The following is a 14,057-nucleotide window of genomic DNA, read 5'->3' on the forward strand; positions in this document are numbered from 1 at the left end:
GAATATGGTGACCCCACCCCCCGAATTAGCCGCTATTAGCGCCCTTCAGTCCAAATTGGTTGCAGCCTTGCGCCCAATCCTGCCGGAACATGCCCTTCTATGGGAGCCAGAAGACACCATTCCCTATGAATGTGATGGTCTAGCCGCCTACCGTCGGATGCCTTTGGCAGTAGCTCTGCCAGAAACAGAAGAGCAAGTTGCCCAAATTTTGAAGATTTGCTATGCAATGCAAATCCCCCTAGTGCCTCGCGGATCAGGAACCGGTCTCTCGGGTGGCGCAATGCCTCTTTCTCAGGGATTGGTCCTGTCCCTAGCCAAGCTCAAGAAAATTATCAGCATTGATCCATTTACTCGCACTGCAGTCGTTCAGCCTGGTGTTCGCAATCTTGCTATTTCTGAAGCAGTTGCCCACCTCGGTTTGTATTACGCTCCAGATCCCTCCTCTCAGATTGCCTGTTCGATTGGTGGTAACGTCAACGAAAACTCTGGTGGCGTGCACTGTCTTAAATACGGCCTCACTCTGCACAATGTTCTGCGTGTGCGCGGAATACTCATGAACGGTGAGATCGTTGAATTTGGCGGCTTAGCACCAGATGCACCTGGACTCGATTTACTCGCAATCATGATGGGTAGCGAAGGCATGCTCGCAGTGGTTACTGAAGTCACGGTCAAGTTAGTGGCGAAACCAAAATTGGCTCGCGTAATCATGGCAAGTTTTGATGACATTGAAAAAGGTGGTAACGCAGTTGCTGCCATCATTGCAGCCGGCATTATTCCTGCTGGTTTGGAGATGATGGACAAAGCTACTACTCGCGCTGTAGAAGAATTTGTGCACGCAGGCTATGACTTAGACGCTGCAGCTATTTTGCTCTGTGAGTCTGATGGCACTCCAGAAGAGGTTGCAGAAGAAATTGAGCGTATGACCAAAGTGCTTGAAGAAGCTGGTGCAAGCGGAATACAGATTTCTAAAGATGAAAGCGAGCGCTTAAAGTTTTGGAGTGGCCGGAAGAACGCCTTCCCGGCCGCAGGTCGCCTGGCCCCAGACTACTATTGCATGGATGGCACCATTCCTCGTCGCCATATTGCTACGCTCCTCAAGCGCATTCAGGGCATGGAAGAAAAATACGGTCTTGGATGTTTAAACGTATTCCATGCAGGCGACGGCAATATGCATCCCCTGATTTTATTTAACGGTGCTGATCAAGAAGAATGGCATCGCGCAGAAGAATTCGGCACTGAAATCCTAGAAGCCTGTGTAGAACTCGGTGGCACGATCACTGGTGAGCATGGTGTTGGCATTGAAAAAATTAATTCGATGTGCGTGCAGTTTGGTGAAGGTGAGCGTGAATCTTTCTGGGGTGTGAAGAGTGCTTTTGATCCAGAAAAATTACTCAATCCAGATAAAGCTATTCCGACTTTGAGTCGCTGCGCAGAATATGGTCGTATGCGCATTAGCGGCGGCCAATTGCCTCACCCAGAATTGGAGCGCTTCTAATGAGCCACTCCGATCCAAAAATCAATGCATTCCGCGAGCAAATTCTCAATGCAGCTAAGAATAAAACCCCGCTCTCGATTGAGGGCGGCGGTACAAAATCTTGGTACGGCAATCCGAATGGCTATACCAAACTAGACACACGTGGCTACTCAGGAATTTTGGAATACCAACCAGAAGAATTGGTCATCACTGCTTGTGCCGGAACTCCACTAAAGGAAATTGAAGCAGCCCTCAAAGAAAAGAATCAGGTACTTGCTTTTGAGCCGCCTCATTTCGGCGAGAATGCAACCTTTGGCGGGGCAATTGCCGCCGGCCTTGCTGGTCCAGGACGCATCACTGTGGGTAACTTCCGTGACTTTGTATTGGGCGCTCGCATTATTGATGGCAAAGGCCAAGACCTTTCCTTTGGCGGCAAGGTAATGAAGAACGTAGCGGGATATGACGTCTCTCGTTTGCTGCCTGGCTCCTTGGGAACCCTTGCTCTTCTGTTAGAAGCATCAGTCAAGGTGCTGCCTAAACCTGCTGCGACCGCAACTTTACGTTGTCAGATCTCTCAAGAGAAAGCCCTCAAGATCTTGAATGAATGGGCGGGACAGCCATTACCTCTATCTGCAAGCTGTTGGATTGGTTCATCTAAAGGTGGAGATGGGGAGTTAACTTTCCGTCTCGCTGGTGCAGCAGCTGCTGTAAAGGCTGCAATTCCTCTCATGAGTTCTTTAGTGATGGCCACTGAGCTTAATCCTGAAGCTGCAGAACATTTCTGGAATGATTTGCGTGAGCAAAAACTTTCTGCATTTGCCAATCTAGGTGCCGATCAAACGCTTTATCGCTTAGCACTCCCTGCAGCCAGTGGGCCAATTACTATCAGTGGTGCCTCAGATGGGATTGTTCTGGAGTGGCATGGTCAACAACGTTGGATTACAGCGCCTGGTAATGAGGCTACCTTTAAAGCTATCAAGGCCATTGCTAATTCCCATGGCGGACATGCAACTCGCTTTAGACAGGGCGCCAATGTAGACCCTAGCAATCAGCGCTTTACTTTGTTATCAGAGCAGACTCACTCCTTTGCCCTTGAGGCAGTGCAAGAGCGCCTAAGATCAGCTTTTGATCCTGCAGGTGTATTCGCTACTAAACGTCTTCCATAAGTATTTCTATGCAAACTCAACTCGCTCCTCAATTTGCCAACACGCCGGAAGGTATCGAGGCAGCCCGCATTCTGGGCAAATGTGTTCACTGTGGTTTTTGTACGGCCACCTGCCCTACCTATCAAATACTAGGCGATGAGTTAGATGGGCCTCGCGGACGCATCTATCTAATTAAGCAGATCGCCGAAGGGCAGGCACCCACTGAAAAGACTCGCTTGCATTTAGATCGCTGTTTAACATGTCGCAATTGCGAGAGTACTTGCCCGAGCGGTGTTCAATACGGCAACTTAATAGACATAGGTCGCAAGTGGGCAGAAGACAATACGCCTGAGCGCCCAATCGGCCAACGCTTGACCCGTTGGGCCCTAAAAGAAGGTTTAACTAAGCCCGCTTTATTTAATACAGCAATGACTCTAGGTCGTTTAGTACGCCCATTGATGCCAAGCGGTATCAAACGCAAGATCCCACTGACTGTAAATAAAGCATTGGCTAATTCCACCGATGCTTATGCAAGACCCACTGCAGCTCATCAGCGCAAAATGGTTTTGCTAGAGGGTTGTGTTCAGCCTGGCATGCTCCCGAATATCAATTCAGCAACAGCGCGTGTGCTTAACGCGTTAAAGATTCAAATGATTAGCGCGCCCAATGCCACTTGCTGTGGAGCACTACGCTATCACCTTAATGATCAAGCTGGCGGTTTAGATAATGCCAAGCAAAATATTGATGCGTGGTGGCCTTTGGTTGAAAGTGGTATAGAAGCCATTGTCATGACTGCATCTGGTTGTGGTGTGATGGTGAAGGACTATGGACATCTATTTGCAAATGATCCTATCTATGCAGCCAAAGCGAAAAAGATTTCAGATCTGACCAAGGATATTTCTGAAATACTGCCTTCCTTGCAAAATGAGCTGGTGCAGCTAGTAGGCACAGATCCAAAACCAGGTGTTGTTTATCACCCACCTTGCACCTTGCAACACGGCCAACAAATTCGCGGCAAGGTTGAGGGATTACTTTCCAGCATTGGTATTGGTGTGCGTTTATGTGCCGACAGCCATCTTTGCTGCGGATCTGCGGGCACTTATTCAGTGACTCAACCAGAACTCTCTGAGCAACTTCGTAAAAACAAGTTAACCCACTTAAATGCTGCCTGCGAGGAATCTGGTGCAGAGATCATTGTTTCTGGAAACATTGGCTGCATCACCCATCTACAGCAAGAAGACACCCCCGTAGTGCATTGGATTGAAATCGTAGATCAATTGCTTAGCAAATCTTCTAAGGCCTCATGAATTCCATTGTTGTCAATCTGATGCAAGTCAGAGCGCGGATTGAGCTTGCTGCATTAGCCGCAAAACGTGAGCCCGAAGAAATAGAGCTTCTGGCGGTTAGTAAAACTTTTCCGTCCTCGGCCGTTGAAGAAGCCATGCATGCCGGTCAATCCGCCTTTGGTGAAAACTACGTGCAAGAGGCGGTTGAAAAAATTGAGAAGTTAGCCAAATTGCGCCCTTGGTTGACCTGGCATTTCATTGGCCCTTTGCAGGGCAATAAAACCAGGGAAGTAGCGCAACACTTCGATTGGGTTCATAGCCTGGACCGCCTCAAAATTGCAGAGCGCCTATCCGCTCAACGCGGCGAGTTTCCAGATTTACCGCCATTGATGGTTTGCGTACAAATCAATGTCAGCGAGGAAGAGAGCAAAAGCGGTATTTCCCTGGTTGAAGTTGAAGAGCTCTGTAACGCCATTACCTCCTTGCCAAACTTAGTGCTGCGGGGCTTGATGGCTATTCCCGCACCTCATCCAGACCCTGTCTTGCAACGCCAAGCTTTTGCAGCTGTACAAGATTGTTTCAAGCGCATACAAGCCAGCCATTTCACTGAGCTTGGCTACCAGTTCTTTGACACACTTTCGATGGGTATGTCTGATGATTTAGAGGCTGCTATCGCCGAAGGCAGCACTATAGTGCGTGTTGGCACGGCCATTTTTGGGAAGCGCGATAAGATTAGCAAATGAGCACAAACAAAATCGCACAAAACAATAGCAATGCCCACATCACCTTTGTTGGTGGTGGCAATATGGGGCGCGCACTCATCAGCGGCCTTCTTGCCAGTGGATTCGAACCCAATCAAATCTCTGTTGTAGAAACTAATGCTGCAACCGCCCTAAAGTTACATGAAGATTTTGGTGTTCAAGGCATTGGCGCTCTGGAGCAAATCGCTTTTGAATTCTCTAAAAATAATGTGCTTGTCATGGCGATCAAACCCCAAGACTTCAATGTCGTTGCCAAAGGTTTGGCAACTAAACTTAAGCATGCTAGCGCTCCCGGCCCGCTCATTCTGAGCATCGCTGCCGGCATTCGCCTAAAAGATATGAGTCGCTGGCTTGATCACACGCGCTGTGTGCGCGCTATGCCCAATACTCCAGCCTTAATTGGCAAAGGGATTACCGGTCTTTTTGCAGATGCTGCTGTAGATCAATCTGATCGTACCTTAGCTGAAACTATTTGTAATGCGGTAGGCCAAACCGTTTGGGTAAAAGAAGAAAAATTGATGGATGCAGTAACTGCTGTTTCTGGTAGTGGCCCAGCCTATGTCTTTGCATTTTTAGAAGCCATGCAATCTGCTGGAGAGAAGCTCGGTCTTGACTCAGAGACAGCGCGCAAGCTGGCTTATGCCACTCTTGAAGGCGCTACACAGCTCGCCCATAACTCTGATGAGCATGCTGGTGTTCTCCGCGAAAGAGTTACTTCCAAAGGTGGAACCACTGCTGCTGCTCTAGATGTCATGAAACAACAAGGTTGGCATGAAATTTTAGAAAAAGCGATTGATGCAGCCAGTCAGCGCGGTAAAACAATGGGCGATGAACTCGGCCAGAGTTAGTTAATACCTAGACCCAGCACAATTCCCAGAAATAAAAATCCGCCTAACCAGTTGTTATGGCGGAATGCTTTAAAGCAATTGTCTCTATTGCGAGTTGAAACTAACTTCAAGTGATAGATCGCGCAAGCCAATGCTGCGAACCAACCCACTAAAAAATAATTGCTTAAGTTAGCCAATTGCGCCACCCATAACTGACTCAGAAAAAGCATCCCGTAGCTTATTGCTATAGCGACGACATCATACTGACCAAAAGTAATGGCCGACGTTCTCAATCCTAGGCGCAGATCATCATCGCGATCAACCATGGCATAGGCTGTGTCATAGGCTATCGCCCAAAAGATATTCCCAATAAATAAGAACCATGCCTCTAAGGGAATGAAATCCAAAATAGCCGCATACGCCATCGGAATGCCAAAGCCAAAGGCAATGCCTAAGACAGCTTGAGGCATGGCAAAAAAGCGTTTAGTAAAGGGATAGACGAAGGCTGCTAGCAAAGCAAGCACGGACAACTGCTTTGTAAATAGGTTCAGGGGCTGAATGAGTAAAAAGGCGAGTAGTGCCAAAACACCAGCTACGGCTACAGCCTCTTTGCCGGAGATTTTTCCACTTGTGACTGGGCGGCCTTGGGTCCGTTTAACATGCCGATCAAAATCACGATCAGCATAATCGTTGATTGCGCAGCCCGCACTACGCATCAAAAATGTGCCAACAATAAAGATCAGCAAAATAGATAAATCAGGCACGCCACTGCTTGCCAACCAAAGAGCCCAGAGCGTAGGCCACAATAGTAATAGCGTACCAATCGGCTTATCTAGCCTGATTAGATACCCGTAAGAAATAAAACGATCTTTTAAATTCATAAAGTAATTATCAAGCCTTCAGAAATTCTGCTCGAGATCCGAGCCAGCGCTCTAAATGACGCTCTACCAGATCTGCATGCTCAGCGAGTAAGCGCTCAGCCGCCTGTTGAGCCAAGTCAATTAACCAGGCGTCGCGTTGCAAATCAACAAAGCGCAACATCGCATCCCCTGATTGCTTTGCACCCAATAATTCACCCGGACCACGCAGAGATAAATCTCGCTCGGCAATCACAAAACCATCCGAGGTCTCACGTAAAGTTTGTAGGCGCTCTTTGGCCGCCATTGAAAGTGGTTCGGCATACATCAAAATACAAACCGAATCCGCAGACCCCCTACCCACGCGCCCGCGTAATTGATGAATCTGAGCATAACCAAAACGCTCAGCATGCTCAATCACCATTAACGCCGCATTGGGTACGTCTACCCCAACCTCAATTACCGTAGTAGCCACTAAAAGCTGAATCTCATTTGCCTTGAAGGCAGCCATGACTGCCGCTTTTTCTTCTGCTTTTAATCTGCCGTGTACCAAGCCAACCTTAAAGTCAGGTAAAGCCTGCGTCAGTTGCTCGAAGCTCTCAACTGCTGTTTGCAATTGCAGCACTTCAGACTCTTCAATGAGAGGGCAAACCCAGTACGCTTGCAACCCCTTAGACAGCCAACTTTGCAAACCACCAATGACCTCATCACGGCGACTGGCCTTAACTACCTTGGTAGCAATCGGTTTTCGGCCAGGAGGTAATTCATCAATGACAGAGACATCTAAGTCCGCATAGTAGGTCATCGCTAAAGTGCGTGGTATTGGTGTCGCTGACATCATCAACTGATGGCAGTAAAACAATTCTGAGCCAACCCGTTGCTGAATCTCTAAACGCTGCCTCACTCCAAAGCGATGTTGCTCATCAATCACTGCGAGGCCAAGTTTGGCAAAGCTCACATTTTCTTGAATAAGAGCATGCGTACCAATAATAAGTTGGGCTTGCCCATTCTCGATCACTGCTTGCGCCAATCGTTTTTCTTTGGCTTTCAGACTCCCCGACAGCCAAGCGATTTTTACCCCCAAAGGTTCAAACCATTCTTTCATTTTGAGGTAGTGCTGCTCAGCCAAGATCTCCGTAGGCGCCATGATGGCGGCTTGATAACCATGATCCATCACCCGCGCCGCAGCTAAAGCAGCCACTACGGTCTTGCCGCTACCCACGTCTCCTTGTAAAAGGCGATTCATCGGGAATGATTGAGAAAGGTCATGACTCATTTCAGACCAAACACGATCTTGAGCATTAGTTAATTTAAAAGGCAATACTTTCAGCAAGCCCGCTTCAAAGCTTTGCCGCTCTTTCTTGCCCTTACTCTCATCTTTATTTTTTACAAAACTAGGTGCATGCCGCTCCCGACGAATCGCATGCGCACGCTTTAACGAAATTTGCTGAGCAAGAAGTTCCTCAAACTGCACTCGACGCCAAGCAGGATGAGTACGCTCTAGCAATGCCTGAGTATTGGCATCGGCAGGCGGTTGATGCAAATAGGTAATCGCCGCTTGCAAGTTTGGCCAATCATGACTAGGCAGTAACTCTGCCATCAGTTCTTTGGGCAAGAACTCAGCCAGACTATCTTGCAGGCTTGGGTCACGTAAGGCTTGTGACACTGCTTTACGAATAATCGTTTGCGAGACTCCAACACTTGCTGGATAAACTGGAGTCAAACTAGCAGGTAGAGGTGCATCTGGAGCGACAGCTCTCACCGTAGGGTGCACCATCTCTGGACCCTGAAAACCTTCACGCACTTCACCGCGGACTCGAATATTGGCCCCAACAGCCATTTGTTTTTGCTGGCTAGGGTAGAAGTTCAGGAAACGCAGATTTAAGGTTTCAGTTTCATCCTCGATGGTCACCACCATCTGCCTTCTGGGCCTAAATAAGACCTGATTGCGAATAACTACACCCTGGGTCTGGGCTGAGTTAAATCGACCCTGATGTATGGCCTCCTCGATCGTGAGTAGCTCGGTCTCATCCTCATAACGGGATGGCAAGTGCAAAGCAAGGGCCATAGGGCTGTCTAAACCCATCTTTTGGAGTGTGCTTGGCGCTTGTTTAGTAGTCATCGTTAAAATCTAATACCTGATGGTAATGCTATGCAACTCTCCGACTTTAATTACGAACTCCCACCCGAACTAATCGCCCAACATCCCTTGGCGAATAGAACCGATAGCCGCCTCTTAGAGGTCAAGGCTGATGGGCCAAATCACGTCCAATTGGTAGATCGACAGTTTAAGGACATTCTGCGCATTGTTCAGCCCGGGGACTTATTAGTCTTTAATGACACCAAGGTTATTCCTGCGCGCTTACACGGCAAAAAGGAGACTGGCGGGAATGTGGAGCTGCTCATTGAACGCATTAGCGGTGAAAAGCAGGCTTGGGTACAAATTAGAGCGTCCAAGGTACCTAAGACTGGAACCACTGTTCATATTCACAATCAGGCTGGCGAAACCTTTCCTGTAGAGATGATTGGGTATGATGGACGTTTTTACGAGGTGCGCTTTCCGGAGAATGTGTTTTCTTTGCTGGAGCGTTTTGGTGAGCTCCCATTGCCCCCCTATATTGAGCATCAACCGGACGGTGAAGATGCGCAACGTTATCAAACAGTCGTCGCCAAAAATCCAGGGGCGGTAGCCGCCCCAACAGCAGGCCTACATTTTGATGAAGCAATTTTGCAAAAGCTAAGGGATGCTGGTGTAAGTCACGCAACCGTCACACTTCATGTCGGTGCAGGAACATTTACGCCCGTGCGCGAAGAAGATCTTTCAAAACATAAGATGCACTACGAATGGTTCTCCATTCCAAATGAGACATTAGAAGCTATTGAGGCTACCAAGAAAAATGGTGGCAGAGTTGTTGCGGTAGGCACTACTAGTCTGCGCGCACTAGAGAGCCAGGCTGCTAGCGGGCAAAGTAGGGGCGAGACCAATCTCTTTATTACCCCAGGCTACCAATTTAAAACCGTAGATTGTTTGTTAACCAACTTTCATCTGCCAAAATCTACCTTATTAATGTTGGTCAGTGCTTTTGCGGGAATGGAAAACATTCGCGCCGCTTATCAACATGCCATTCATCAGAAGTATCGTTTCTTCAGCTATGGAGATGCGATGTTTCTTTGTCGACTCGAGAATCCAAAGTTATGACCAAACCCGTTCACTTCAATATCCTGGCGCGCGACTCGCAAAGCCCAGCTCGTCTTGGTCAGCTTGACCTTCCACATGGCAGCGTGCAAACACCAATCTTCATGCCCGTGGGAACGTATGGCACTGTCAAGGCAATGACACCGCGTGATTTGAATGAAGCCAAGGCACAAATTATTTTGGGCAACACGTTTCATCTCTGGTTAAGACCAGGGTTAGATGTCATTAAAAAACATGGTGGCTTGCATCGTTTTATGGGTTGGGACAAACCGATCCTCACTGACTCTGGCGGCTTTCAGGTATTTAGTTTGGGCGCGCTGCGCAAGATCTCTGAAGAGGGCGTGACCTTTGCATCTCCAATTAATGGCGACAAATTATTTATGTCTCCAGAAGTGTCAATGGAAATTCAGGCGGTGCTCAATAGCGATATCGCGATGCAGTTTGATGAATGCACTCCTTATGAAATCAAAGGTCAACCTACCTCTGAAAAAACAGCGCGTGCATCACTAGAGATGTCTTTGCGCTGGGGCGATCGCTCTCTCAAGCGTTTCCGTGAACTGAATACAGGCAACGGACTCTTTGGCATTGTTCAAGGCGGCATGTTCGAGAATCTGCGTGAATTTTCTTTAGATGCCGTAAGCCAGCAAGGTTTTGATGGGATTGCTATTGGCGGCTTATCAGTTGGAGAGCCTAAACCCGAGTTTGAGCGGATTCTGAATTTCACTGCGCCCAAATTGCCAGAACATATGCCTCATTATTTAATGGGTGTTGGCACTCCAGAAGATCTGATATTGGGCGTTAGCCTAGGTATTGATATGTTCGATTGCGTGATGCCAACCCGTAACGCCCGCAATGGCTGGCTTTTTACCCGCTTTGGCGACCTCAAGCTCCGTAATTCTGGGTACAAGGACGATGATCGACCGGTAGACCCTACCTGTGCCTGCTATACCTGCCAAAACTTCACCAGATCCTACTTAAATCACCTCCAAAAGGCGAATGAGATCCTAGGGTCTCAGCTAAACACCATCCATAACCTGTCCTACTACCTCCAGCTGATGACTGAAGTCCGCGAGGCTCTGAGTAAAGACCGCTTTAGCGCCTATCGTGAGGAATTTCATAGTAATCGCCAGCGTGGTGTTGAGCCTGGACAGGACTAATAGCCCTACAGGGGGCAAAACCCCCTGCAAATCACCTCCAAAGCCCCACACAGTTTAGAATTGCGGGTTACGGCCATCGGTTTAAAGGTCGAAAAATATCGCAGTTTTTAATTGGTAATTAACGGAGGTTTTGTATGTGGATTAGTAACGCTTTTGCCCAAGCTCCTGCAGCGGGCGCAGATTCCAATGGCTTGATGAGCTTTCTCCCTTTGATTTTGATGTTTGCAGTTTTGTACTTCATCATGATTCGCCCACAAATGAAGCGTCAAAAAGAAACTAAGGCAATGCTCGAGTCATTAGGCGTTGGTGATGAGGTTGTTACTGTTGGCGGCATCATGGGCAAAGTAACAGCATTGAAAGACCAAGTGGTTACCGTTGAAATTTCTGCTGGCACTGAAGTGCACATGCAAAAAGGTGCTGTCACTACAGTATTACCAAAAGGCACACTGAAGTCTGCTTAATGCATCCGCTTAATTTGTTTGATTAAAAGTATCTCAATATGAATCGCTACCCTCTCTGGAAATATCTAGTCATTGCCGTTGCATTACTGATCGGTGGACTATATTCATTACCCAATTTCTATGGTGAGGCACCAGCGGTTCAAGTCTCGTCTGCCAAGCCAACCATCAAGGTTGATTTGGCAACGCAGGCTCGTGTCGAAAAGATTCTTGCAGAAGCTAACATTAATAACACCGGTCTCTTCTTCGAAGTCGCTGGCAATGTAGGCTCCATCAAAGTTCGATTCAATAACACTGACATTCAGTTGCGCGCGCGCGATCTATTGCAGCAGAAATTAAATGTTGATCAAAATGATCCCAACTACACCGTTGCCTTAAACCTGCTATCTAATACACCGGGCTGGTTAAGTGCAATCAACGCATTACCAATGCCACTAGGCCTTGATTTGCGTGGTGGCGTCTATTTCCTCTTGCAAGTAGATATGAAGGGGGCAGTCCAGAAAAAAGTGACTTCCTTGGCAGGCGATATTCGCAGTCAATTGCGTGACAAGAGCATTCGTCATCAAGGTATCGAGCGTGGCGCTGATTTCATATCAATCAATTTCGCCAATGTCGAAGATGCTGATAAAGCGCGCGCAGTACTGACAACGGGGCAACCTGAGCTCATTTGGTTAATCAAATCCAATGGCTCTTTACCTAAATTAGTGGGTGAATTTAAGCCGACTGCTTTAAAAGAAATTCAAGATAACGCCGTTAAGCAAAACATCATCACCCTGAATAAGCGTGTGAACGAATTGGCGGTTAAAGAGCCAGTGATCCAACAACAAGGTGCTGAGCGCATTGTGGTGCAGTTACCCGGTGTACAAGATACCGCTCGTGCCAAAGACATTATTGGTCGCACAGCAACACTCGAGTCTCGCTTAGCTGATCCCTTGGTATCTACCATCGGCTTGGGCGAAACTCCTCCTCCGGGCATGGATACATTCCGCTTTGGTGAAAATCGTTTGGGGGTATTTAAAAAATCAGTGATCTTCAGTGGTGATCGCATTACCGATGCTAGCGCTGGCTTTGACCAAAACCAACGTCCCGCAGTAAATATCTCCCTAGATGCAGCTGGTGGGCGCGTCATGCAAGAAGTGACTCGCGAAAATATCGGCAAGCCGATGGGCATGATCTTGTTTGAAAAAGGTAAAGGTGAGGTACTCACTATCGCCACTATTCAAAGTGAGTTTGGCTCCAAGTTCCAGATCACTGGTCAGCCAACTACCGAGAGCGCTAATGATTTAGCCCTGCTCTTGCGCGCTGGATCATTAGCAGCGCCAATGGAAATCATTGAAGAACGCACTATTGGACCAAGTCTTGGCGCAGAAAATATTGAGAAGGGCTTTAAGTCACTCTTAATCGGCTTTACTGCGATCGCAATTTTTATGATGGCCTACTACTTACTATTTGGCACTTTCTCTGTTGTTGCTTTGGCAGTGAACTTGCTCTTGCTGATCTCAGTGCTATCGATGTTGCAAGCCACCCTCACCTTGCCAGGCATCGCAGCGATGGCCTTAGCTTTGGGTATGGCGATTGACTCGAACGTGTTGATTAACGAGCGTATTCGTGAAGAATTGCGTAACGGAGCTTCACCACAAACAGCCATTTCTGTCGGCTTCGATAAAGCTTGGGCAACGATTCTGGACTCTAACGTAACGACTTTGATTGCCGGTCTAGCCTTGTTAGCTTTTGGCTCAGGCCCTATCAAAGGCTTCGCAGTGGTTCACTGCTTAGGTATTCTGACTTCAATGTTCTCGGCCGTCTTCTTCTCACGTGGCCTTGTTAACCTCTGGTACGGCAGACATAAGAAGATTCAAAAACTTGCTATCGGCCAGGTTTGGCGTCCACAGGAGAAATAAGCCATGGAATTTTTCCGGATCAAAAAAGATATTCCCTTTATGCGCCATGCATTGGTGCTCAATGCGATTTCTTTAATTACTTTTTTAGCTGCAGTCTTTTTCCTCTGGCATAACGGCCTGCACCTCTCCATCGAATTTACTGGTGGAACGGTGATGGAAGTCAGCTATCCACAAACTGCGCCGTTGGACTCTATTCGTACCAAGGTTGAGAAGTTGGGTTATGCAGATACCCAAATTCAGAACTTTGGTAGCTCACGCGATGTGATGATTCGCCTGCCATTACAAAAAGATGCTGAAGGCAAATTGATTTCTTCTGCTGATCAGAGCACGGCAGTGATGCAAGCGCTTGAACCAGCAACGACTGGCGTGAAATTGCAACGCGTTGAGTTTGTTGGCCCACAGGTGGGTCAAGAGTTGGCTATTGACGGCTTAAAAGCACTCATCTTTGTAATCATTGGCATCGTGGTGTATCTATCTTTCCGCTTTGAGTGGAAGTTTGCGCTTGCCGGCATCATTGCGAACTTACATGACGTTGTCATCATCTTGGGCTTCTTCGCCTTCTTCCAATGGGAGTTCTCCCTCTCAGTATTGGCAGCCGTTCTTGCGGTTCTGGGCTATTCAGTAAACGAATCCGTCGTGATATTTGACCGTATTCGCGAGAACTTCCGCAAATACCGCAAGATGAATACCCGTGAAATCATTGATAACGCAATTACAAGCACTATCAGCCGTACCGTAATCACTCACGGCAGTACTGAGATGATGGTCCTGGCAATGTTAGTCTTTGGAGGCCCAACACTCTTCTACTTTGCACTAGCACTGACCATTGGTATTTTGTTTGGTATCTACTCTTCAGTCTTCGTTGCTGCAGCATTGGCCATGTGGCTTGGTGTTACACGCGAAGATTTAGTGAAGGGCGATAAAAAGCCAGATGATGATGCCCGCAAAGATGATCCGAACTACGGAGCGCGGGTCTAACTCAGTCTTTTTAGTTC

The 14,057-nt window shown here is 47.7% G+C and carries 12 protein-coding genes; 10 read left to right on the forward strand and 2 right to left on the reverse strand.

The window, feature by feature from the left end:
• Positions 1-4: 4 nt before the first annotated feature.
• Genes ICV90_RS08775 through proC form a run of 5 tightly spaced genes read left to right on the forward strand, consistent with a single transcriptional unit; the run spans position 5 to position 5,514 of the window.
• On the forward strand, positions 5-1,495 hold the full coding sequence (locus ICV90_RS08775; RefSeq protein WP_215360451.1) for an FAD-linked oxidase C-terminal domain-containing protein: 1,491 nt from the start codon (positions 5-7) through the stop codon (positions 1,493-1,495).
• Positions 1,495-2,640 carry a glycolate oxidase subunit GlcE gene (glcE, locus tag ICV90_RS08780; protein ID WP_215358571.1) on the forward strand — a complete coding sequence of 382 codons (1,146 nt, stop codon included), beginning with the start codon at positions 1,495-1,497 and terminating at the stop codon, positions 2,638-2,640. Before ICV90_RS08775 ends, glcE begins: the two co-directional genes overlap by 1 nt.
• A gap of 8 nt (positions 2,641-2,648) precedes the next feature.
• A complete protein-coding gene (gene glcF, locus ICV90_RS08785) occupies positions 2,649-3,926 on the forward strand; it encodes a glycolate oxidase subunit GlcF (RefSeq protein WP_215358572.1) in 1,278 nt (425 codons plus the stop codon).
• Positions 3,923-4,648, forward strand: coding sequence for a YggS family pyridoxal phosphate-dependent enzyme (locus ICV90_RS08790; RefSeq protein ID WP_215358573.1), 726 nt, complete (start codon positions 3,923-3,925; stop codon positions 4,646-4,648). The genes glcF and ICV90_RS08790 overlap by 4 nt, the downstream gene beginning before the upstream one ends.
• Positions 4,645-5,514, forward strand: a complete 870-nt coding sequence (gene proC, locus ICV90_RS08795; protein ID WP_215358574.1) for a pyrroline-5-carboxylate reductase — start codon at positions 4,645-4,647, stop codon at positions 5,512-5,514. The genes ICV90_RS08790 and proC overlap by 4 nt, the downstream gene beginning before the upstream one ends.
• Here the strand turns inward: proC and ubiA are convergent.
• Both ubiA and recG read right to left on the reverse strand, forming a co-directional pair.
• Positions 5,511-6,374, reverse strand: a complete 864-nt coding sequence (gene ubiA, locus ICV90_RS08800; RefSeq protein ID WP_215358575.1) for a 4-hydroxybenzoate octaprenyltransferase — start codon at positions 6,372-6,374, stop codon at positions 5,511-5,513. The genes proC and ubiA overlap by 4 nt on opposite strands.
• Before the next feature lie 10 nt (positions 6,375-6,384).
• Positions 6,385-8,472, reverse strand: coding sequence for an ATP-dependent DNA helicase RecG (gene recG / locus ICV90_RS08805; protein WP_215358576.1), 2,088 nt, complete (start codon positions 8,470-8,472; stop codon positions 6,385-6,387).
• A gap of 30 nt (positions 8,473-8,502) precedes the next feature.
• On the opposite strand from recG, the gene queA reads away from it, so the two are divergent.
• The 5 genes from queA to secF all read left to right on the forward strand — a co-directional run bounded on the left by queA (position 8,503) and on the right by secF (position 14,040).
• A complete protein-coding gene (gene queA / locus ICV90_RS08810; protein ID WP_215358577.1) occupies positions 8,503-9,549 on the forward strand; it encodes a tRNA preQ1(34) S-adenosylmethionine ribosyltransferase-isomerase QueA in 1,047 nt (348 codons plus the stop codon).
• Complete coding sequence (gene tgt, locus ICV90_RS08815) at positions 9,546-10,703, forward strand: tRNA guanosine(34) transglycosylase Tgt (RefSeq protein ID WP_072582910.1); 1,158 nt, start codon at positions 9,546-9,548, stop codon at positions 10,701-10,703. Before queA ends, tgt begins: the two co-directional genes overlap by 4 nt.
• Before the next feature lie 134 nt (positions 10,704-10,837).
• The gene (yajC, locus tag ICV90_RS08820; protein WP_215358578.1) at positions 10,838-11,164 is read left to right on the forward strand and encodes a preprotein translocase subunit YajC; all 327 of its coding nucleotides are present in this window, start codon (positions 10,838-10,840) and stop codon (positions 11,162-11,164) included.
• A 38-nt stretch (positions 11,165-11,202) separates the two neighbouring features.
• Complete coding sequence (gene secD / locus ICV90_RS08825; RefSeq protein WP_215358579.1) at positions 11,203-13,062, forward strand: protein translocase subunit SecD; 1,860 nt, start codon at positions 11,203-11,205, stop codon at positions 13,060-13,062.
• A 3-nt stretch (positions 13,063-13,065) separates the two neighbouring features.
• Positions 13,066-14,040 (forward strand): protein translocase subunit SecF, encoded by a 975-nt coding sequence (gene secF / locus ICV90_RS08830; RefSeq protein ID WP_215358580.1) that lies wholly within the window; start codon positions 13,066-13,068, stop codon positions 14,038-14,040.
• Positions 14,041-14,057: the final 17 nt, after the last annotated feature.

This window comes from Polynucleobacter sp. JS-JIR-II-b4 (assembly GCF_018687815.1).
In the GTDB taxonomy this organism is placed as follows: Bacteria; Pseudomonadota; Gammaproteobacteria; order Burkholderiales; family Burkholderiaceae; genus Polynucleobacter.